The 19,695-nt window shown below is 65.9% G+C and carries 19 protein-coding genes; 11 read left to right on the top strand and 8 right to left on the bottom strand.

Annotated features, from left to right (window positions below; genetic code table 11):
• The first annotated feature begins 888 nt into the window (after positions 1–888).
• The 7 genes from rpmH to CAPI_RS09570 all read left to right on the top strand — a co-directional run bounded on the left by rpmH (position 889) and on the right by CAPI_RS09570 (position 5,658).
• A complete protein-coding gene (gene rpmH, locus CAPI_RS09600) occupies positions 889–1,026 on the top strand; it encodes a 50S ribosomal protein L34 (protein ID WP_026157081.1) in 138 nt (45 codons plus the stop codon).
• 55 nt (positions 1,027–1,081) lie between these two features.
• A complete protein-coding gene (gene rnpA, locus CAPI_RS09595; RefSeq protein ID WP_018017220.1) occupies positions 1,082–1,459 on the top strand; it encodes a ribonuclease P protein component in 378 nt (125 codons plus the stop codon).
• 9 nt (positions 1,460–1,468) lie between these two features.
• Positions 1,469–1,750 carry a membrane protein insertion efficiency factor YidD gene (gene yidD / locus CAPI_RS09590; RefSeq protein WP_018017219.1) on the top strand — a complete coding sequence of 94 codons (282 nt, stop codon included), beginning with the start codon at positions 1,469–1,471 and terminating at the stop codon, positions 1,748–1,750.
• 40 nt (positions 1,751–1,790) lie between these two features.
• Positions 1,791–2,768: a membrane protein insertase YidC gene (gene yidC, locus CAPI_RS09585; RefSeq protein ID WP_018017218.1), complete on the top strand. Its 978-nt coding sequence runs from the start codon at positions 1,791–1,793 to the stop codon at positions 2,766–2,768.
• 122 nt (positions 2,769–2,890) lie between these two features.
• A complete protein-coding gene (gene rsmG, locus CAPI_RS09580; RefSeq protein WP_018017217.1) occupies positions 2,891–3,538 on the top strand; it encodes a 16S rRNA (guanine(527)-N(7))-methyltransferase RsmG in 648 nt (215 codons plus the stop codon).
• Between the two features lie 91 nt (positions 3,539–3,629).
• Entirely contained in the window at positions 3,630–4,610 is a 981-nt protein-coding gene (locus CAPI_RS09575) for a ParA family protein (protein ID WP_018017216.1), read from the top strand.
• Positions 4,611–4,614: 4 nt separating this feature from the next.
• Positions 4,615–5,658 carry a ParB/RepB/Spo0J family partition protein gene (locus CAPI_RS09570; RefSeq protein ID WP_018017215.1) on the top strand — a complete coding sequence of 348 codons (1,044 nt, stop codon included), beginning with the start codon at positions 4,615–4,617 and terminating at the stop codon, positions 5,656–5,658.
• Here the strand turns inward: CAPI_RS09570 and CAPI_RS09565 are convergent.
• From CAPI_RS09565 to CAPI_RS09535, 7 genes are all read right to left on the bottom strand, one after another.
• Positions 5,655–6,839 carry an N-acetylmuramoyl-L-alanine amidase gene (locus tag CAPI_RS09565; RefSeq protein ID WP_018017214.1) on the bottom strand — a complete coding sequence of 395 codons (1,185 nt, stop codon included), beginning with the start codon at positions 6,837–6,839 and terminating at the stop codon, positions 5,655–5,657. The two genes, CAPI_RS09570 and CAPI_RS09565, sit on opposite strands and share 4 nt — an antisense overlap.
• A 94-nt stretch (positions 6,840–6,933) precedes the next feature.
• Positions 6,934–7,257 (bottom strand): thioredoxin, encoded by a 324-nt coding sequence (gene trxA, locus CAPI_RS09560; RefSeq protein WP_018017213.1) that lies wholly within the window; start codon positions 7,255–7,257, stop codon positions 6,934–6,936.
• Positions 7,258–7,303: 46 nt separating this feature from the next.
• Positions 7,304–8,329, bottom strand: coding sequence for a thioredoxin-disulfide reductase (gene trxB / locus CAPI_RS09555; protein ID WP_018017212.1), 1,026 nt, complete (start codon positions 8,327–8,329; stop codon positions 7,304–7,306).
• A gap of 100 nt (positions 8,330–8,429) precedes the next feature.
• Positions 8,430–9,041 carry a sigma-70 family RNA polymerase sigma factor gene (locus tag CAPI_RS09550; protein ID WP_018017211.1) on the bottom strand — a complete coding sequence of 204 codons (612 nt, stop codon included), beginning with the start codon at positions 9,039–9,041 and terminating at the stop codon, positions 8,430–8,432.
• A gap of 112 nt (positions 9,042–9,153) precedes the next feature.
• Positions 9,154–12,480, bottom strand: a complete 3,327-nt coding sequence (murJ, locus tag CAPI_RS09545; RefSeq protein WP_018017210.1) for a murein biosynthesis integral membrane protein MurJ — start codon at positions 12,478–12,480, stop codon at positions 9,154–9,156.
• Entirely contained in the window at positions 12,477–15,005 is a 2,529-nt protein-coding gene (locus tag CAPI_RS09540; protein ID WP_018017209.1) for a hypothetical protein, read from the bottom strand. Before CAPI_RS09540 ends, murJ begins: the two co-directional genes overlap by 4 nt.
• Complete coding sequence (locus CAPI_RS09535) at positions 15,002–15,865, bottom strand: NUDIX hydrolase (RefSeq protein WP_018017208.1); 864 nt, start codon at positions 15,863–15,865, stop codon at positions 15,002–15,004. The genes CAPI_RS09540 and CAPI_RS09535 overlap by 4 nt, the downstream gene beginning before the upstream one ends.
• A 429-nt stretch (positions 15,866–16,294) precedes the next feature.
• On the opposite strand from CAPI_RS09535, the gene CAPI_RS09530 reads away from it, so the two are divergent.
• The 4 genes from CAPI_RS09530 to CAPI_RS09515 are packed head-to-tail and all read left to right on the top strand — an operon-like array spanning position 16,295 to position 19,354.
• Positions 16,295–17,713 carry a CCA tRNA nucleotidyltransferase gene (locus CAPI_RS09530; protein ID WP_040356704.1) on the top strand — a complete coding sequence of 473 codons (1,419 nt, stop codon included), beginning with the start codon at positions 16,295–16,297 and terminating at the stop codon, positions 17,711–17,713.
• Positions 17,706–18,314: a YqgE/AlgH family protein gene (locus CAPI_RS09525; protein WP_018017206.1), complete on the top strand. Its 609-nt coding sequence runs from the start codon at positions 17,706–17,708 to the stop codon at positions 18,312–18,314. The genes CAPI_RS09530 and CAPI_RS09525 overlap by 8 nt, the downstream gene beginning before the upstream one ends.
• A complete protein-coding gene (locus CAPI_RS09520; protein ID WP_018017205.1) occupies positions 18,314–19,015 on the top strand; it encodes an AzlC family ABC transporter permease in 702 nt (233 codons plus the stop codon). Before CAPI_RS09525 ends, CAPI_RS09520 begins: the two co-directional genes overlap by 1 nt.
• Complete coding sequence (locus CAPI_RS09515; RefSeq protein WP_018017204.1) at positions 19,016–19,354, top strand: AzlD domain-containing protein; 339 nt, start codon at positions 19,016–19,018, stop codon at positions 19,352–19,354.
• On the opposite strand, the gene CAPI_RS09510 is transcribed toward CAPI_RS09515, so the two are convergent.
• A complete protein-coding gene (locus CAPI_RS09510) occupies positions 19,351–19,668 on the bottom strand; it encodes a hypothetical protein (RefSeq protein ID WP_018017203.1) in 318 nt (105 codons plus the stop codon). The genes CAPI_RS09515 and CAPI_RS09510 overlap by 4 nt on opposite strands.
• Positions 19,669–19,695 lie beyond the last annotated feature (27 nt).

Below are 19,695 nucleotides of genomic sequence, written 5' to 3'. Positions count from 1 at the left end.
AGCGTTCGCGCCACAATGCTTCGATGTCTTGGTTTGCCACAGCGTTGTTGGTCCCGTCTTTCAATTAATTCGTGTCTTCAAGCAGGTCTTAAAGCAAGGTGCTTCTTAGGTGGTTCACCACCTTGTCCACACGCCGAGTGGACAAGGCAGGGTCTCTCACCTTGTGTTCCACAGTTTTATCCACAGTTGTGAGTAAGCCCCAGTGGGGTTGTTATTCACAGGTCCGCATCAGTCTGTGGATAACGTAGCGAACGGTCGAAAACCGCGTTTAACTGGGGGTATACGCACCGTAAACCCCAAGTCTCAACCACTAGTTAAAAGTTATCCACAGCCATGTGGGGAGAGGGTTGTGTGAAGTTGTGAGGATGAAACATTGGTACCCGCTCGCCGTGTGCCGTGTCCACGCACGTCTCAATGTCACCCCTGTGGATAACTCGTGTGGCGGTCGATATTGGGCGGAAGGTCCCAGCCAAGTCGCAGGCAATCTCGGCGTGTCGCGATTCGCCGCGAGCTGACCTGCAAAGAAACACAGCTTTGTAATTTCGGGGGTGCCTGTCGCGTAGGCTTCCACGAGCGGCGTGTCAATTTGGCCGACGGGTGATTGTTCCCGTAGTCTGTCTAGCGTCTGTCGCATCGACTTGGGCGGGCCGGCGAGAGCCCAAACGCCCCGGACCCGATGCGCTTGAGAGCAACATCGGCGCAGTGCACCGGGCCGCCGTCGAGGCGAGTCAGCGCAGGTGTTGCACGCGAGACGCGCGAGCCGGAATGCAGCCGGACGCGACGCCTGGCATCTCGGGAATCTTTCCATACCGGGACGGTCTGTTCCCCGGGAGGCGTGCGTGTAGCAACGCGCCGCCGCTGGCCGTCGACACACGCAAGGAGAACTCCGTGTCTAAGCGGACCTACCAGCCGAATAACCGCCGTCGTGCTCGCAAGCACGGCTTCCGCGCCCGCATGCGCACCCGCGCCGGCCGCGCCATCGTTTCCGCCCGCCGCCGCAAGGGTCGCTCCGAGCTGACCGCCTAGGCGCGGGCCTTCACTAGTCCCCGCACTCATCCCGGCACTGGATACCTGTAGAACTGTGCTTCCCAAGGCGCACAAACTGTCGTCCTCGGCTGACTTTCGTCAGACGATGAGGTCGGGTGCGCGGGCGGGGTCCCGCACCGTCGTGGTGCATCTGCGAGCCCGGACCGAGACCGCCATCATCGGCGGCCCGCGGTTCGGGCTCGTCGTGTCCAAGCAAGTGGGCAACGCCGTCGCGCGGCATTCGCTGTCGCGCAAGCTCCGCCACGTGTGCTTCGCGGCGCGGGGTGACCTCGATCGCTCGTACGACATCGTCGTTCGCGCCCTGCCCCCCGCTGCCGCGGCCACATGCGCGGAGCTTGCCGACGATGTGTCGTCTTGCATCGATCGCGCGCGCCGCAAGCTTCCGGTGACACCGGGGCCGGAGCTGAGGTAGACCAAGCGCATGGCCTACTACAACTTCCTCGGCGCGGAAATCCCCCCAGCGCGGGGCCCGGCAGCGCGGGCGCTGGTGAGGCTGGTGCGCCTTTACCAAAAATTCCTCTCACCCCTTAAGATGGCGGGCACGTGCCGTTTCGTGCCTGTGTGCAGCGCTTACGCGCTGGAGGCGGTGGCGCGCCACGGAGCAGTAAAGGGTGGTGCCTACGCCGCCGGCCGTGTGTGCAAGTGCGGTCCCTGGCACCCGGGCGGGTATGACCCGGTCCCGGGGAGCGTCGACAAGCTGTGAAAATGGCCCACCTGAAACCGACTAGGAGCGACTACCCCAAGTGCTGAATTTCATCTATTGGCCTATCTCAGCGGTGCTGTGGTTCTGGCACAAGATCTTCGGAGCGATGTTCTCGCCTGATTCCGGTTTTTCCTGGATCCTGGCCATCGTCTTCCTTACCTTCACCATCCGCGTCGTGCTGGTCAAGCCGATGGTGAATCAAATGCGCTCCGCGCGCAAGATGCAGGAAATGCAGCCGAAGATGCAGGAAATCCGCGCCAAGTACAAAAACGACCAGCAGAAGATGGCGCAGGAAACCCAGAAGCTGTACAAGGAGATGGGCACCAACCCGCTCGCGTCGTGCATCGTGCCTCTCGTGCAGATGCCGGTCTTCCTCGGCCTGTTCCATGTGCTGCGCTCCTTCAACCGCACCGGCACGGGCCCGGGTTCGCTGGGCATGAGCGTTGAGGACAACCGCAACACGGCAAACTACCTCTTCTCGCCCGAGGACGTGCGCTCCTTCCTCGACGCCGACTTCTTCGGGGTCCCGCTGTCGGCGTACATGTCCATGCCGGAGAGCGCCTTCGCCGCGTTCACGGGCCTGGACTTCAGCCGCGCGAACATCATCGCGGTCTGTCTCCCCCTCGTGATCCTTTCCGCCGTGTTCACTCACCTCAACGCCCGCCTGTCCATTTCTCGGCAGAACGAGCGTCGCGCATCCGGCAAGGTCAACGTCCCCACGGGTGACAGTGCCCAGATGATGGAAACCCAGATGCAGATGATGAACAAGATGATGCTGTGGATCTTCCCGGTGATGATCTTGGGCTCGGGCTTCCTGTGGCACATCGGTTTGCTCTTCTACATGCTGGCCAACAACGTGTGGACTTTCTTCCAAACCCGAATCGTCTTCGACAAGATGGATAAAGAAGAAGCCGCCGAAGAGGAGGCCAAGCGCGCCGCCAAGGCCGCCTCCGCACCCCAAGTGGGAGCGCGCCGCGTGGACAAGAGGTCCAAGAAGCAGCGCCGCCAGGGCATGTAACTTTACGACGTTCATACAACCGCCGTCCCCCGCCGGGCGGCGGTTGTTTGCGTGTCGGGCCGGTTTACTAGAGTCGGAGACTGCTAGCTCAACCCCCCGTTCCCGCGAAGGAGTGCACAGCCGTGTCGGAGACCACCCCTGAAGGCAGCTTAGAAGCTGTCCCCGCGGCCGCGCGCCGTGTCTTTGGTGCGGGCCTGCCGCTAGCTGAGGCGTATCACGCCTCGCTGGCCACAGTGGCGGCGCAGCGCGGCTTCATCGGCCCCAAAGAGGTGGGCCGGCTCTGGAGCCGGCATATCCTCAACTGCGCGGTGATCGCGGAGGTATTCGAAGACGGGGCGCACGTAGCCGACATTGGCTCGGGCGCCGGGCTTCCCGGTGTCCCGCTTGCGATCGCGCGGCCGGACCTGTCTATCACCCTCATCGAGCCCCTGCTCAAGCGCTCCATGTACCTTTCAGAAGTGGTTGACCAGCTCGGACTGTCCAACGTCCGCGTGGTGCGGGGCCGGGCGGAAGAGCAGGAGCGGTCGCTTTTCGACGTCGTCACCTCCCGCGCCGTCGCCCCGCTGGGAAAACTCGCTGGCTGGTCCTTGCCTCTCGTGCGCCCGGGAGGCGCGATGGTGGCGATGAAAGGCGCAAGCGTGGTCGAAGAAGCCCACCGCGACGGCGATCTGATCGAGGCGGCGGGTGGTGGAATGCCGGACATTCTCACCGTAGGCGAGGACCTGCTGAATGAACCTACAACGATCGTGCGCATCCCGCGGCTTTGCTAACCTGTCCCGTTAACCCGCGCCAGGGGCAGACGTTAAGGTTGTAGGCGCACGCGTGAGTGAACTTGTGGCGGATCGAAGCAGGGTGGAACGGATGATGGACGAACAGCCGGGGCAAACTGGCTCTTTGGGCGAGCCCCAGTGGGACGACACGCCCATAGCCGCAGCCGCACGTCGCGCTGCGCGCTTTTCCAGCGGTTCCGTTCAGCTCGACAAACCGGCCGCCCCCAGGGTCTTTACGGTCGCGAACCAAAAGGGTGGCGTCGGCAAGACGACGACCTCGGTCAACCTTGCCGCCGCGCTCTCGCGCCAAGGCCTGAAGGTGTTGGTAGTAGACCTCGACCCGCAGGGCAATTCCTCGACGGCGCTGGGCGTGGAGCACCGCGCCGGCACGATATCGACGTACGAGCTGCTCATCGGTGAGGCGGAGGCGGCGGAGGCTGCCCAACCCAGCCCGGGCAACGACAACCTGTTGTGCATCCCCGCGACGATCGACCTCGCGGGTGCGGAAATCGAGCTCGTCAGCCTAGTGCGGCGCGAGTATCGGCTGCACGACGCGCTGCGGCGGGGATACATTGAGGAACAGGGTTTCGATTACGTGTTTATCGACTGCCCGCCCTCCCTCGGCCTGCTGACCATCAACGCGATGACCGCCGTGGACGAAGTTCTTATCCCCATCCAGTGCGAGTACTACGCCTTGGAGGGCGTGGGCCAGCTGCTGGGCAACATCGGCATGATCCGCGAGCACCTGAACCACAACCTGCACATCTCGGCGGTTCTGCTCACGATGTTCGACGCCCGCACGAGGCTCTCGGAAGAAGTCGCCGCGGAGGTGCGCAACCAGTTCGGCCAGGTGGTGCTGCGCAACGTCATCCCCCGTTCCGTGAAGGTGTCCGAGGCCCCTGGGTATGGTCAAACGGTCGTGGATTATGACCCGGGTTCGCGCGGAGCCCTGGCCTACTTTGACGCGGCCCGCGAACTCGCCTCGCGCGGGGACTACCAGCCGCACGAAACCACCGGTCCCATCGGTGTCAGCCCTGAAGTGGCACGCCAACTAAGCGAAGAGCAGGAGTAAGACAGTGGCCCAAGAACGCAAAGGCGGCCTCGGCCGCGGTCTTGCCGCACTCATTCCGTCCAGCCCCGCCACGACGGACACGACGGGCAAGACGGGGCGCCTCGGGGAGGGCGCCGCTGACGTCATCATAGGTGGCTCCAAGCGCCCCCGGGCAAGCGAAAAGGTCTCAGGTGCCCCGTCGGTTCCCGGTGCCCCCACGGTCAGCCCATCCGCGCCGTCCCCCGCGTCCGTCGCGGTGCCCGTAGGAGCCCGCTACCAGGAGATACCGGTCGGCCAGATTCAGCCGAACCCGAAGCAGCCCCGCCAGGTCTTCGACGATGAGGAACTCGCGGAGCTCGTTCACTCCATCAAGGAATTCGGCCTGCTGCAACCCATCGTAGTGCGCGAGACGCAGGACGGGTTTGAGCTCATTATGGGTGAGCGCCGCTGGCGGGCTGCCTCCCGCGCGGGGTTGAAGCATATCCCGGCGATCGTGCGCGAGACCAACGACGCGGACATGCTGCGCGATGCGCTGCTGGAGAACATCCACCGCGTCCAGCTTAACCCGCTCGAGGAGGCGGCCGCCTACCAGCAGCTGCTGGAGGAGTTCGGGGTAACTCAGGAGCAGCTGGCGGACCGGCTTGGCCGCTCCCGTCCGGTGATCACCAACGCCATTCGGCTCTTGAACTTGCCGGTAGACGTCCAGCGACGCGTCGCCGCCGGGGTACTCAGCGCCGGCCACGCCCGCGCCCTGCTGGGGGTCCGGCTGGAGGAGGGCGCCGCCGAGGCGCAGGAACAGCTCGCCGAGCGAATCGTGGCCGAGGGCCTGAGCGTGCGCTCGACTGAGGAAGCGGTGACCCTGCTCAACCGGGGTCAGGCCCCCCGACCGGCGAAGCGCGAGCCGGCGCCCCAGCCGGAGTTTCTCACGCAGGCGGCGCACCGCCTCGCCGACGAGTGGGACACCCGGGTCTCCGTCACGATGGGAAAGCGGAAAGGAAAGATCGTTGTGGAGTTCGGGGACCGCGACGACTTCGAGCGCATCATGTCGCTCATCGAGGGTAGGGGCTAGTTTGCCCGTTCCTGCTGGAGCAGCTCGCTAAAGGTGTAGGTGCCGGTCGGCTTATCGTCCTGGTCCAGCAGGTAGAGCCGCTTAACGGCCACCACAATCGCCTCGGCGATGGCGTCGCGCTGGCGCGGGTTGGTCAGGATGGCCACGTCACCCGGGTTAGTTAAGTATCCCGCCACGATCTCGATCGAGGGCATGCGCGTCATGCGCAGAATGTCCCAGGTGCGGCCGTGGCTGAAACAGTTGCGCAGATCCGTCCGCGCGACGATTTCGCGCTGGACGAACCCCGAAAGCGTCTCACCGGTCAGGGAAGACGCTCCCGACTCCGACCCGAAGTAGAATGAGGCGACACCGTTGGCTTTCTCGTTGCGGTAGTGGTCCAGCTGCAACGAGATGAGCAGGTCCGCGTTGAACCCGTTTGCCAGGTCCGCGCGCGCCTTCGTGGATGGGTTGTCCCCGCGGGGGCGAGAGATGATCGTTTCCATCCCGGCGGCGATCATTCGGCCCTCGATGCGATTGGCCAGGTCCCAGAGGATTTCCTCCTCAGAGATGTCGCCGTAGGGTCCCCGCACGGTCATCCCGCGGTCGCTATTGCCCAGGTCCGGGTCGATCACAACGCGCTTGCCGGCCAGATACGGGCCGGCCTCGCGCACGCTTTCCCGCTCCCGGATCGCCTGCGCGGAGCCGCCGGTGATGCGCCGCCCCAGCAGGCTCAGCGCGCGTAACGAGTCGGGCCCGCACACGCCATCGTCTTGGAGGCCGGAGTTGATCTGGTAGTTCACCAACGCCTCGTGGGTCCGGGGGCCGAAGCGGCCGTCCACGCGGTGCGGGTAAAAGCCCAGCTCCTGGAGCTGCTCCTGGAGCTGTCGCACGTCGTCGCCGACCATGATCTGCGCAGGCTGGTAGGACAACACGCGCGCACCCAGGGTGTACGATGCCTCCCGCAACTCACGCAGGGTCACCTGGTCGATGTCGCCCGAGGGGACAATGCCGCGGGACTGCTGGAAGGCTTTCAGGGACTCGGCCAGTGTGGCGTCGAAAAGAAGCTCTTCGCGCGAGAATTGGCGGCTCTTCCAATCGCTGACGTTGCGGTCGAAGTCGTCGAACATACCCAACCGCGCGAGAGTCAAGCGGACCTCGGCTACGCGAGGGCTCGAATCGCCTGCCCGGAGAATGTCTGACACGGATCGCCTTTCTATCGCGAGTTGAGTTTGACCTTATCGTATCCGCGGCCCGTTGTTTGCCGACATCTTGTCGACGAAACCCGGGCACCTCCCACTACAACAGCGGGGAGAGACGGGCGAGGATCTCGTCTTTCGACAGGAGTCCGACGAACTGGTCGACGACGTGCCCGTCGTTGAAGATCAGCACCGTCGGCAAAGACATGACCTGGTACATTGCGGCGAGTCCGCGCTCGGCATCCACGTCGACAGTGACCACTTTGACGGCGCCGGACAGATCGGTCGCTACACCGTCCAGCAGCGGGGAGAGCTTGGCGCAGGGGCCGCACCACTGCGCCCAGAAGTCGACGATGACGGGAGTCGTCGCCTCAACGACCTCGGACGTAAACGAGGCCTGGGTAACGGGTACCGAGGTAGTCATGGCGGGCGAATTCTCCTTCAATGCTGGACAAGGCGAGCGTCTAACTCTAACGCGCGGGGAGCGATTGCAGGTAGTGCGTGACATCCAGGGCGGCGCGGCAACCGGAGCCGGCTGCGGTGATGGCCTGGCGGTAGGTCGAATCGACCAGGTCTCCGCAGGCGAACACGCCCTCGAGGGACGTGCGCGTGCTCGGTTCCTCCACCGTCACGTAGCCGGCGGCGTCCGTTGCCACCTGGCCGTCGAGGAACCCGGAGCGGGGATCGTGGCCAATCGCGACGAACATCGCGGTGGCGTCGAGGACCGACTCGGTGCCGTCCACGACATTGCGCAGCTTAAGCCCGGCGACCTTGTTGTCGCCTTGGAGGACTTCCTCCACCACGGAGTTCGTGACGAATTCGATCTTGTCGTTGTCTCGGGCGCGCTGCAGCATGACCTTGGAGGCGCGGAAGTTCGTCGAGCGGTGGATGATGGACACCTTCGTGGCAAAGGTGGTCAAGAAGGTCGCTTCCTCCATCGCGGAGTCCCCGCCGCCGACGACGGCGATGTGGTGGTCCTTGAAGAAGAATCCGTCGCAGGTGGCGCACGTGGACACGCCTCGTCCGGTGAGCTCCGCCTCTCCCGGGACGCCGAGGTGGCGGGGGGCGGCGCCTGTTGCCAAAATGACAGCGCGGGCGCTGTATTCCACACCGCCGACGTAGACCTTCTTCACCTCACCGGAGAAGTCCGCCCGGTCGACCAGCTCGGGGCGCAAGTCGGCCCCGAAGCGCTCCGCTTGGGCGCGCATGTTGGTCATCAGCTCCGGCCCCATAATCCCGTTCTCGAACCCGGGATAATTCTCCACCTCAGTGGTGTTCATGAGCTCGCCACCGAACTCGTAGCCCTCGAAGACGAGCGGGGCGAGCTCGGCCCGCGCCGCGTAGAGGGCGGCGGTGTATCCGGCGGGGCCCGAACCCACGATGATCACATCGTGGGTTGCTCCATCGGAGTTTTCGGGGCTGACGGGGGTCACCTCCTGTGGTGCTGGTGTGGTGTTCAGCTTGGGCACCACGAAGGTGAAGCCGGGTTTGGTCATTGTTGGTGTTCTCCCACTAACTCACGTGCGTTGGGTGCGGCGGTGCCGCGGCAACTCGGCGCTAGTCTACTCGGCGGTCAGGGGGGCGTCGATTAGCCAGCTAGGCGTTTGTTTCGTGCGGTCGTTCCGGCGAATCGACGGCGCGTGCCAACGCGGTGCGAGCCCGGGCGCGACGAGATTTGACGGTTCCGGGCGGCACGCCCATCTCGGTCGCGGCGTGGTCGACGCTGTAACCGGCGACGTCGATAAGCAGAAGCGCCCTACGCTGCGTGGCGGGCAGGTTGAGCAGGGCTTGGCGCAGCGTGATGGTGCGCGCGAGGTGGGCAGTGGGGTCGTAAGCGAGATAGGGGTTAGCGTCGGTGCTGAGCGCTTGTTCGTCGTCGATACTGACGTCGCGCGTGCGTTTGCGTGAGGCCTTGACGTGGTCGTACCCCGAGTTCATGACAAGGCGGTGCAGCCACGTCGAAAGGGTCGCCTCCGAGCGGTAGGTGTGCAGGTTGCGGGAGGCACGGAAGAGGGCTTCCTGCAGGATGTCTTGCACGTCGTGCTCGTTGCGGGAGTAGCGACGGGCCACGAAAAGGAGCCGCGCCTTGTGTCGCTGGACGATCGCTGCGAAGGCACGCGGGTCTCCCCCCATGTATCGCTCGACCAATTGCTGATCGATGCGTTGCTCGCTGCGTTCGTTCGCCTCTTTCGCGCGTGCTGCCGGCATCCGTTGAACCCCCCGATTCGCGTGTCCCCGATTCCACCTTCCGAGTCTGCCGTGCGCGGCGCCGCGGGGACAGCTAAACCGCGCACACTTTAGTGACAGCGCGCTAGGGACACTAGGGAGCGGTGCGGCCGATCACGTCAACCTCAGCGACGTTGGCCGCGTCCGCGAAGAGAATCATCACTCCCCTGACCTGCGCCGCTGAGGCGGAACTCACGGAGGTGGTGCCGGTGCTAAGCACCCCGGAGCCCAGCTCGGTCGCGCCTGCGAGCTCGTCGTCCCCGTCCGCACCCGTGATCCCGTACAGCGTGACGCTCGCGCCCTCCGTGTCCGAGGCGATGTTGACCTGCTCGGTCTCGAACTCCCCGCCGGCTCGAAGGACCAACCCCGCCCCGGCACCCGCACCCCAGGTGGTGGCGGTATCCCCGTCTGCTGCTGCTTCTACTCCGGGCTCGTTAAGCGCGCCGTAAGCGGACACCTGCACAGGGCGGATCATCACAGCGCGGCCCCGCTCAGCGGCCGCGGAGGAGGCCGTTTCGCGAGCAGTGCCCGGTGCAACCGGCGAGTACGTCTCTGGGCCACCCAGCACGCTGAAGATATAGACGGTCAGCGCGGCGATAGCGACAACGGCGGCGACGGCTGCCGCGATGATGGTAAAGAAGGCCGCGGGGTGGTACGCGCGGCGCCCGAACCCGCCGCGCAGGGCCTCCGGGTCGGGCTCCGGGGAACGCCGGCCGGCCTCGACGGCGTCGCTCAGGTCGCGGCGCTCCTGGGCGGCCTCCCCCTGGCTCAGGCGCTCGAGGGTGGCCGCGATGGAGCGGAAGTCATCCGGGGCGGTGGTGGGGGCGTCGGCAAGCGAACGCGTCTCGGCGGTGACCCCCTCGAGGACACGCGAACTGACGTCGGTGGTCAGGAGCGTGAGCGCGGAAGCGAGGGCGCGAGCGTCTTCCTCTCCGGAGGAGTCGGGAAGAATGGCGGGGAAAGCAAGGCGGACGACGCCGTCGGTGGACACGCGCAGGCGGTTGCGGTTATCGAGGCCGAACGGCACCCCGGCCTCGTGTGCAGCCCCGATCCCGCTGGCCAGCGGTGCTAGAGAATTGGCGACGGCCTCCGCGTGCAGAGTGTGGCCCGCCTCGGCGACGTTTTTCAACGTGGCACCGGGGATCCAATCAGCCACGACCAGCACCCCGGTGCGGTAGGACAGCACCCGGATGTTGTCGGCCACTGAGGGCAGATTCAGCGCCGCCAGCTTGCGCGTCCGACGGGCAACGCCGGCGGCGTTGATGGCCGCTTCCCGCGGGGTGGCGGGCGCAAGTGGGGCCACGCCGGAGGTGTCGACGAACGTGAGGGCGACCATCCGCCCCGTCGACACCTCGCGGGCCTGCCAAAAGCGCGCACCGGTAGTTGCACCGTGGTCCCGGATGAGACGGAAGCGGCCGTCGGAAACGCTCGCGCCGGGCACCAAACGCGGGCCACGCACCACGCCGGCGGACAGCGGCGGGGGCACGGGCGAGGCGTTGAAGGTATCGGCCGCGAGGAACTGGGTGGACATGTCGCGCGGGTCGATCTCCCCGACCTCCACCGCTTTGCCGTCGTCGGGGCGGATGAACCGGCCCATGCCCGGGATGCGCGAGAGGGCGCGGCCGACGTTTTGCACCTCCGGCAGGCGGGAGCGCGACAACACCAGACCCGTCACAATGAGGAACACCACGCCGAGCACGGCCACCTCGAGGAGGAACCCGGAGGACGGCAGCCCGATGAGGCGGCCGAAAGCGCGGGCGGGGTCGTGCAAAACGGAATGCGCGACAAACCGCAACGCGAAGGTGACGGCCACGCCAGCCAGGGATGCCCCCGCGGCCCACAGGCTCGTGCGCAGCACCGACCCGGCGCGGAGGGTGCCCAGCTTGCGTCGCAGCAGGAACGCCCCGATGATCGCACCGGCGATGAACCCGAACCCGTTGGCGGCGCCAAGGAGCACAACAACGGATTCGGGGGAGCCCGCCACGGCTGGTGCGAGGTAGCTCAACACGATCTTGGTGGCGGTGATGCCGGCGATGATGAAGGTCGGCGTCCAGGCCTCCTCCCGGGCATAAAACACACGCAGGTGGAGCATGACCAGCGCGTAAGGAATTAGCGTGAACGCGGAAAAGCTCACGGTCAAGCCCAGGGTGCGCGCGTGGTGCGGGTCGAAGTTGCCGTAGGCGAACAGGGCGTGCCCGATGTCGGGGCCGAAAGCCGTCATGAAGATGATCAGCGGGATCAGCGCGATAAAGGTCAGTTTCGTACCGAGCTCGAGGTCGCGAACCACGGCCTGGTCATCCCCGTCCGCAGCGTCGCGCGAGAGGCGGGGCATGATCGCCGTCAGCAGTGTCACACCGATCACGCCGTAGGGAACCTGCAACAGCATCCAATGTTGCTGGTAGATGAAGGGCGCGGAGCTATCCGCGTGCGAGGCGATCCGGGTCGTCGCGATGTAGCCGAGTTGGCTCACGGCCACGTAGGCGATGATCGCCAGCGCCATCCCACCGAACGCCTTCAATCTGTCATCCAGGCCCCACAGCGGCCGCAGATCGATGCCCAGTTTGCGCAGTGCAGGAAGCATAATTAGGCACTGCACAACCACGCCAAGCGTTGTGCCCAACCCAAGGATGAGCACATGCGGATCGCTTAACGACGTCTTCTCGGCCGGTGCCAGCTGACCCGGCGCGACCATGTACAGCAGGAGCACGGCGATGGAGACGACGTTGTTGGCCACCGGCGCCCACGCCCCGGGGCGGAAGTGTTCCTTCGTGTTCAGCACGGCCATGAACAGGGAAAACATCCCGTAGAAGAAGATCTGCGGGAGAAGGAGAAACGCGAACGAGGTGGACTGGGCGATGTTGACGCGTCCGTCCTCGTCAAGCATGAGCCTCGTGAGCAAGGGTGCCGCGGCGACCGCGGCGAGCGTGACCACCGTCATCAACGTCAGCGTGAGGGTGAAGAGCCGACGGATGAACGTCGCGCCGCGGTCGGGGTCCTCCTTTTCGGCGCGGACGAGCACCGGCACGACGAGCGCGGTGAGCACCGACCCCAGCACTATTTCCGTGATCAGGTTGGGCAGGGTGTTCGCCGTGTTGAACGCGGAGGCAACCGGCCCACCCAAGGCCGCGCCGATGAGCACGGTGCGGATAAACCCGGTGATGCGGGAGATGAGGGTGGCAATGGCCATGGACCCGGTGGATCGGACAACGTCGCTGTTCGTCTGCGCCTGCGCCTCTGAAGGCGCGTCGGGCGCGAGGCTTTCCCCGGAGGGGCTGGTGGTCAGCGCTGAACGGTCGGGGTGGCCGGTGCCGTCGGCCTCGCTCTCCTTTTCCCGCAGCGTGGGCACCGGCGCCGGCGGGGCGGGCGTGACGATGCGTCGTCGCAGTCCCGTAGCACGCTGGCTGGATTCGGGCTGAGTCACGATGGGGTCTGTCTCCTTTGAGGCGATGGACGTTGGGCGGGGATGTCTGCTCGTGCGACGGGCTTGGTCGGTCCCCGCGTGCGGCGCCGCTTGCCCACCCGGAAGAGGATCAGCAGCGCAAGCACGACACCTGCCGACGCGACAATTACCCACCCCTGGAGCGCGATGCCCGACGTCCGCACCGAAATGTGGACAGGTTGGGAGATGGGTTGCCCCTGAGGCGATGCGAGGAACAACTGCAGATCGGTGTTCTGCTCGTCGGGCAGGTCCGCGGTCATCTGAACGGTGACGGAGCCGTGAGCGGGAATGCGCAGAGAACCGGGCACGTTGAGACGCGCGTTGCCAGGCCCACGGTAGAGAATCGTGGTGTCGACGGGTAGGGGAAGCCCGTTTTCCGCAACGATGAGCAAGGGCGAGGAGGGTGACGTGCGGGTGTATACGTTGCCCGGGGGAATCAGCGCGACGGAGGCGCCGAGTTCGTTGAGCGTGTCCCGGCTCCCCGCGAGGCGTCGGCTCGTCGCGTCCTGCGCCGCGCTGTACTCGCCCAGGCTGCGCCGTCCGTGGACGCCTAAAGCGATAAGCAAATCCCGGCGCAGAGGTAGGGTGAACCCGTAGCGCGAGAGGGCAATGGAGGGGTCGGGCACCAGAAGGGCGGATAGGTCGTTTGTGTAGCGGGACTGCTGGCCCGCGGCGAGGACCTCGGCGTCGGAGTAGACGGCCGGGTCTTCGGAGGGGCTGCCCGTCGACGTGGCCACCGAGACGGTGTCGGCGGCCGGGGCGGAGGCGTACGCGTCGAGAGTTAAAGGCGTTGCCCCCCCGCCGCCGAGCAGCTCGCGTACCGCCGCCATGATGGTGTCTGCGGCCGTCGCGTCCCAGGTTGCCGGCGGGTTGATCAGTACCGGGGTGGCGGCCGTGTCCCCGAACCTCCACGAGGACTGCGCCGCCAAGCGCACTGCGGTGCCGGCGTTGATTGCGCGCGCCAGCGCGGAGTCTTGGGTCAGGTTCGACCGCAGGTTCACGCGGGAGTACCCCGTCGTTTCTGGGACCGGGCCCGCCGACGCGAGCACCGTGGACAGCGCTGCGTCGTACTCGACGGCCATGACGCCCGGGGCGATCCACGAAAACCGGTCTGAGGCACTGTCCGCAGCGGCGCTGTGCGGTGCGGTGTCACTGGCCACGAGGACGCGAACCGTCTGGTTTGGTGGCGGGGCGAGCAGGGTTCCCACCCCGGGCAGGTCGCTTCGCTCCAAGGTCGTGGTTTGCTCGTCTTCGACTCGCCCGCTCGTACCCTGGGCCGTACCGCTTAGGGTCTCCTCCCACGCCGCCTGCATGCCCGCACTCCCCACCATCGAGCGAGTGTGGTCGGCCCACCCCAGCGCCGCCCCAACCCCCTGGTCGACGTATCCCGCCGCAGGCACGACGGTGTTGCTTACTCCCGCGGTACCGAGGATCTCCTGCAGCGTGAACGGGCCGCGCTCGATGGCTTCGCGCATGAGCCACACGTCGCCGGTGCGGGCCACGGCGTTGAGGTCCGCGTTCGCCCACGGTAGGGCCACCACGCACCCGGTGCCCGCGGCCTGGCGCACTTTCTCCAGCCAGCTGGCGGCGTCGCTCGCCCCCCGGCCCGCCTCCCCGGTTTCCTCGTTGTTGGCGGACCCCCAGCTGTCCCGTAGTCGCTTCGGCTCTTCCACGACATCCGGCCGGGTGCTGGACACGGTGTACCCGTGGCTCATCCGCTCCGCGGTGTCGACGAGCGCGGGGTCAATGCTCATGCAGGTCGCCTCCGCCACACCGGGGTCGGAGGTGTACTGCGCGTAGACGTCGACAAGCTGGTCGAGCCTGCCGCCCGGCGCGAGCTCGTCGGCGAGCGTCTCGCTGCCAAGGACTAGGGGCGCGTCGTCTGGAGCCTCCCCCGTCTCGCCGGGCACGATGTCGATCGGCGCGGACACCGGGTACAACGCGCTAAGCCCGGGCACGTTCGCGTCACGTGTGGTTCCTCTGACGGCGAGGTGGAATCGCTCCGTGTCAAGCACCACCCCGTCGCGCTGCAGCGCGATGAGCAGCGGGTACGTCGTGATCCCAGCCAGCGGCAGCTCGCTCTCAAGCACCGTGAAGGTCAGCTCGGTCGATTCCCCCGGGGCCAATTGCTTATCGACGTCACGAGTCCTGCCCGCCACTTGATACTGGTCCACGTCCGCTACCGTCGCCGTGCGCTGATCTGCGACCGATCCCGTCGCGGGGCCCAACCGGGGCGTGACCGTCAGCCCACTCAGCGTGTCCTGGGACTTGTTGGCCACCCGGACGGTGAGGGTGATGGGGTCGTGTGCGCTGAGTGAATGGGGCGCACTGACCAGCTCGACTGTCGCCTGCTCCCCCTCCCCCGGCCGGATGGCGGGGTTGACCCAGAGCCCCGAGACGGCGGGGTTATCCGGGCTCATCGGCACCGCGAGCGCTGCGCCGACCGGCGCCGAGGGGCCGACACAGACAGAAAAAGCCGCCAGCGCGGCGAGAATCCGGCCCCTCATCGGGGGGTTGCCCTTCCAGCTGCGGCTTCCTTTCTGGCCAGGTCGGGCATCTCGTCGAAGGCGATGCGCGCCAGCTTCCGCTCGTCCGCGTAGGCCAGGTGCTCGATCAGTTCGCTCATCGGCACCCAGGCGACCTCGGTGACTTCGGGGTCCTCGTCGTTGAGCACCCCGTCGACGTAGCGCAGCAGGTTATGGTGCACGGTCTTGTGTATCCGCACCCCCTCGGACACAAACCAGTAGTCAATGACCCCGAGGGTGAAAAACGCCTCCCCGGTTATCCCGGTTTCTTCCCACACCTCGCGCTCGGCGGTCGCCCATTCTTTCTCACCTGGCTCAACGTGGCCCTTCGGCATGGACCACAGCAACCGCCCGCGGCGATCGAGGCGGCCGATGAGGGCGACGTAGATTTTTGACAAGTCGACCGAACCGTCCTTGCCCACCGCCTCCGCCATCCCGGACACGACAAGCCCGCCCGCCGAGGTCTCATCCCGCGTCTCGATACCGTGGTCCGCGTACCGAGCGTGCCGAGCAGCGGGCCGATTCGTCCGCGCCTGGGCGCCGCGCCCGCGCGACTTGCGGTTTTGCTGCTTCGGCTGATTGTTTTGGCTGTTCTGTTTGGGTTTCCCCTGGCCGGATTTGCCCTTGCCTCGGTTCCTTCGCCGGTTCGTGCCCTGCTGGTTTTGCTTCTTCCCCTGCGGGGGCTCGCCTGCGTCCTTCTTCTCCCTGCCACCCGACGCGCCCTGCTCTTGAGCAGGAGTGCCCGCGGGCCGAGACCCGCGCCGGCGCCGGTTTCGCCGCCGGGGGCCCTCCGCCTGCGATCCCGCAGGCTCGCCCGAGCTGGGCGGAGTGTTGTCAGTCATCCGGCTCATCGTATCTGCCCCGTAGTCCCAGGGCCAATGTGCGACCCGCGGTTTTGAGTCCTAGGACGCGCTTTTTCGCGTGCGTGGGTCGCCTGGGTGTGCAAAGTAGAGCGACGTGCGTTTTTGAGCGTGTTTCGACCCGGTTTTCGCGTGTTGCTCTACTTTCACCCCACGCCTGGGTGTGCAAAGTAGAGCGACGTGTGTTTTTGAGCGTGTTTCGACCCGGTTTTCGCGTGTTGCTCTACTTTCACCCCGCACCCAGAGAACAACACCAGCGCATCGCTCTCCCAGCAAGAGCAAGAGCGCATGTTCACATCGGCAACAGCGGAAAGAGCAGAAGCGCGGGCAGGTATCGTGTACGAGGTGACGTTTCCGGATACGAAGTTTGCTTTGCCCGACCCCGCCGACCCGCATGCGCGCGAGGCGCTGATGGTCAGGGCGCAGGGCGCCGTCGAGAAGCTGTCGCCCCTGCTCGAGCCCCTCGTCGCGCTGTTTGCCGCGCGCGGTGAAGCATTGTACCTGGTAGGAGGGCCGGTGCGTGATGCGATGCTCGGCAGGCTGGGCCACGACCTCGACTTCACCACGTCAGCGCGCCCCGGGGTCATCCAGGAAATCCTGCGCGAGTGGGGCGAGAAGACGTGGGACACGGGTCTTGAGTTCGGCACTGTCTCCGCGGTCAAGCACGGCCAGCAGGTGGAAATCACCACGTTCCGCTCTGATCTTTATGACGGCGTGACGCGCAACCCCGAGATCACTTTTGGCGACACGCTCGAAGGCGACCTCGTGCGGCGCGACTTCGCGTGCAACGCGATGGCCATTGAGCTTTCGCTTGTCGACGCCAAGCTCACGTCCCGGTTTCACGACCCCGTCGGCGGTTTAGACGACGTTCTGCACCGCCGCCTGGACACGCCGCAGGCACCGGAAGTGTCCTTCCGCGACGACCCGCTGCGCATGCTTCGCGCCGCGCGTTTTGTTTCCCAGCTGGGATTCAGCGTGGCCGACAGGGTGCGTACCGCGATGATGGACATGGCCCCGGAGATCGGGCGCATCACCGTGGAGCGCGTCCAGGCGGAACTGGACAAGTTGATGCTCGGTGCGCAGCCGTGGGAGGGAATCGACCTGCTGGTTTCCACTGGGTTGGCGGACGTTGTGCTGCCTGAGGTGCCCGCCCTGCAGCTGGAGCGGGATGAGCACATGCAGCACAAAGACGTCTACCGCCACTCGCTGACGGTGCTTCGCCAGGCCACCGAGCTGGAAGACGAGGGGCCGGACTTGAAGTTGCGCTGGGCGGCGTTGCTGCACGATGTCGGCAAGCCGGCGACCAGGGCCCTCAAACCCGGTGGCGGGGTGAGCTTCCACCAGCACGAGGTGGTGGGCGCGAAGATGACGCGCAAGCGGATGCGCGCCCTGAAGTACCCGAAGCACGTGACGGAGGATGTCGGCCAGCTTGTCTACCTGCACATGCGCTTCCACGGGTTCGGCGAGGGACAGTGGACTGATTCGGCGGTGCGTCGCTATGTCACGGACGCCGGCGACCTCCTCCCCCGCTTGAACAAACTCGTCCGGGCGGATTGCACGACCCGCAACGCAAAGAAGGCGCAGCGCCTGCGCCGAGCGTGCGACCACCTCGAGGAGCGCATCGCGGAGCTCGAGGCGAAGGAGGACCTCGCGCGCATCCGCCCCGACCTCGACGGAAACGAGATCATGCACATCCTCGGCCTCTCCCCCGGCCCCGAGGTGGGGCGAGCGTGGAGCTACATGAAGGAGCTGCGGTTGCAGCGCGGGGAGCTCGACCACGATGAGGCCGTCGCGGAGTTAAAGAAGTGGTGGGAGGAACAACATGCCTGAGTATTTCTACGCGGATCGGTTATTCAACGCGATGGAGCGCGCGGATCCCGAGGCCGGGTCCATACTCGTCGCCGCGCCAGGCATGGAGTCGCCGGAGTTTATGCGCAGTGTGGTGCTCATCCTGGAAAACGGGGCGGGTGGCACGCTGGGCGTGATCCTCAACCGCCGCACCGAGACGGCGGTGCACAACATCCTGCCCGAGTGGGTGGACCTAGTGGCCAAGCCGCAAGCGCTCTACAGTGGCGGCCCGCTCGCCCCGCAGTCGGCGGTTGCCGTGGGCGTGACCAAAAACGGCGTGGCCATCGAGGACCACCCGCAGCTCTCCCGCCTGGCCAACCGCCTGGCCCATATCGACCTGCGCGTCGAGCCCTCGGAGGTAGCCGATCTTATCGACGCCCTCCGGTTCTTCGCCGGCTACGCCCAGTGGGCCCCGGGCCAGCTCGACGATGAGATCGAGCGCGGAGACTGGTTTGTCGCTCCCGCGCTGCCCTCCGATGTGATTGCCCCAGGCGGGGTGGATTTGTGGGGGGACGTCATGCGTCGGCAAGCGATGCCCTTGCCACTCTTCTCGACATTCCCCGCTGACATAGGGGACAACTAGTGGCCCCCGGCGCGTGGCGCGAGGTTCGCCGGGGGCTGGCGGACACGTGGCTGGTCGGGCTTGGTCTCGTGCCGCTCGGCATCGCCTTCGGCCTGGTGGTCACGCACGCGGGTTTCGCCTGGTGGTGGGCACCCATCTTTTCGGTGCTCATTTATGCGGGTTCGAGCGAGTTTCTGGCCGTGGAGATGGTGACGGCGGGGGTCGGCCCGGTCGCGTCCGCATTGACGGGGTTCATGGTCAACTTTCGGCATCTGGTGTACGGGTTGACCTTCCCCCGCCACCTCATCCGCTCGCAGGTGGGCAGGGCTTACTCGACCTACGCGCTGACGGATGAGTCCTACGCCATCGCCTCGGCGGTTCGGCCGGATTCGGGCGCGCGCGTGCTGAGCATCCAGGTCCTGTGCCAGGCGGTGTGGGTACTCTCGGGCATCCTAGGGGCGCTGGCGGGGCAGATCATCCCGCCCAGTATTCAGGGAATGGATTTTGCCTTGACGGCCCTGTTCGTCGTTTTGGCCTACGAGACCTTCAGATCATCGCGTGACTACTCCGCGGTTCTCATCGCGGGGGCGATCGCGGTGGCTGCGGCCGTCGTGGCACCGGACCAGATGCTACTGGTGTCGCTACCGCTGTTCTTCCTCGTCCTGCTGGCTCGGTTCTGGAACCCTGGGCTGGACAAGAAGCTGACGTGGAGGGCGAAGTAGATGGGTCTGCCCGCGGGAGTGGGTCTGGGGGCGGTGTTGGCTGTGCTTCTGCCAGTTGGTGCGGTCACTCTCTTGCTGCGGGCTCTGCCGTTTTCCTTCTTAAGGCTGCTCAAGGGTAGCCCGCTCATCGAGTTCCTAGGCGCGGCCATGCCGGTTGGGGTCATGGTTGTGTTGGTGGTCTACGTGGTCGCCGGCGCGTCGGGAACGACCGGGGGCGTGCCGGTCGCGCTCATGTGTGCGCTGGCCACTCTCGCGCTCCATGCGTGGCGACGGTCCACTGTGCTGTCGATCGTCGGCGGGACTGCGCTCTACATGGCGCTTGTCAACCTAGTTCTCTAGAGTTCCGGGAATTTCGCGCGGGCTTCCGCCCACAGCGCGAGGAACTCGTCCTCTGACATTGGGTCTGCCGTAATCCCTTCAAATTCGCGGTAGGTGTCGGGGTGGGGCACGACTGTCGACGGCTCGTTGGCCTGCCCTACCAGTTTGCCGTCGGCCCACGCGCCTGTGATGGCCTCGTGAGGGTCAAGCTCGATCATGCGGATCATGGTGCACTCGGTGTCGGACAGCTCGTGCAGCTCCGCCACGTTGAGGAGCTCACCGCCGAGGTCGGGCGCGACGTAGTGCAGACGAACGTAGTGTTTCACGTGAAACATCTCCTTTTGTGGGGCTCAGTGCTTTCA

It is taken from the genome of Corynebacterium capitovis DSM 44611 (assembly GCF_030440535.1).
Lineage (GTDB): Bacteria > Actinomycetota > Actinomycetes > Mycobacteriales > Mycobacteriaceae > Corynebacterium > Corynebacterium capitovis.
This window is presented reverse-complemented; position numbering and strand designations above follow the sequence as displayed.

Coding starts and splice junctions, on each gene's coding strand:
- yidD (WP_018017219.1), top strand. CDS start 1,469: ATGGCCTACTACAACTTCCTCGGCGCGGAAATCCCCCCAGCGCGGGGC.
- CAPI_RS09575 (WP_018017216.1), top strand. CDS start 3,630: ATGATGGACGAACAGCCGGGGCAAACTGGCTCTTTGGGCGAGCCCCAG.
- trxA (WP_018017213.1), bottom strand. CDS start 7,257: ATGACTACCTCGGTACCCGTTACCCAGGCCTCGTTTACGTCCGAGGTC.
- trxB (WP_018017212.1), bottom strand. CDS start 8,329: ATGACCAAACCCGGCTTCACCTTCGTGGTGCCCAAGCTGAACACCACA.
- CAPI_RS09550 (WP_018017211.1), bottom strand. CDS start 9,041: ATGCCGGCAGCACGCGCGAAAGAGGCGAACGAACGCAGCGAGCAACGC.
- CAPI_RS09540 (WP_018017209.1), bottom strand. CDS start 15,005: ATGAGGGGCCGGATTCTCGCCGCGCTGGCGGCTTTTTCTGTCTGTGTC.
- CAPI_RS09535 (WP_018017208.1), bottom strand. CDS start 15,865: ATGACTGACAACACTCCGCCCAGCTCGGGCGAGCCTGCGGGATCGCAG.
- CAPI_RS09530 (WP_040356704.1), top strand. CDS start 16,295: ATGGTCAGGGCGCAGGGCGCCGTCGAGAAGCTGTCGCCCCTGCTCGAG.
- CAPI_RS09525 (WP_018017206.1), top strand. CDS start 17,706: ATGCCTGAGTATTTCTACGCGGATCGGTTATTCAACGCGATGGAGCGC.
- CAPI_RS09515 (WP_018017204.1), top strand. CDS start 19,016: ATGGGTCTGCCCGCGGGAGTGGGTCTGGGGGCGGTGTTGGCTGTGCTT.
- CAPI_RS09510 (WP_018017203.1), bottom strand. CDS start 19,668: ATGTTTCACGTGAAACACTACGTTCGTCTGCACTACGTCGCGCCCGAC.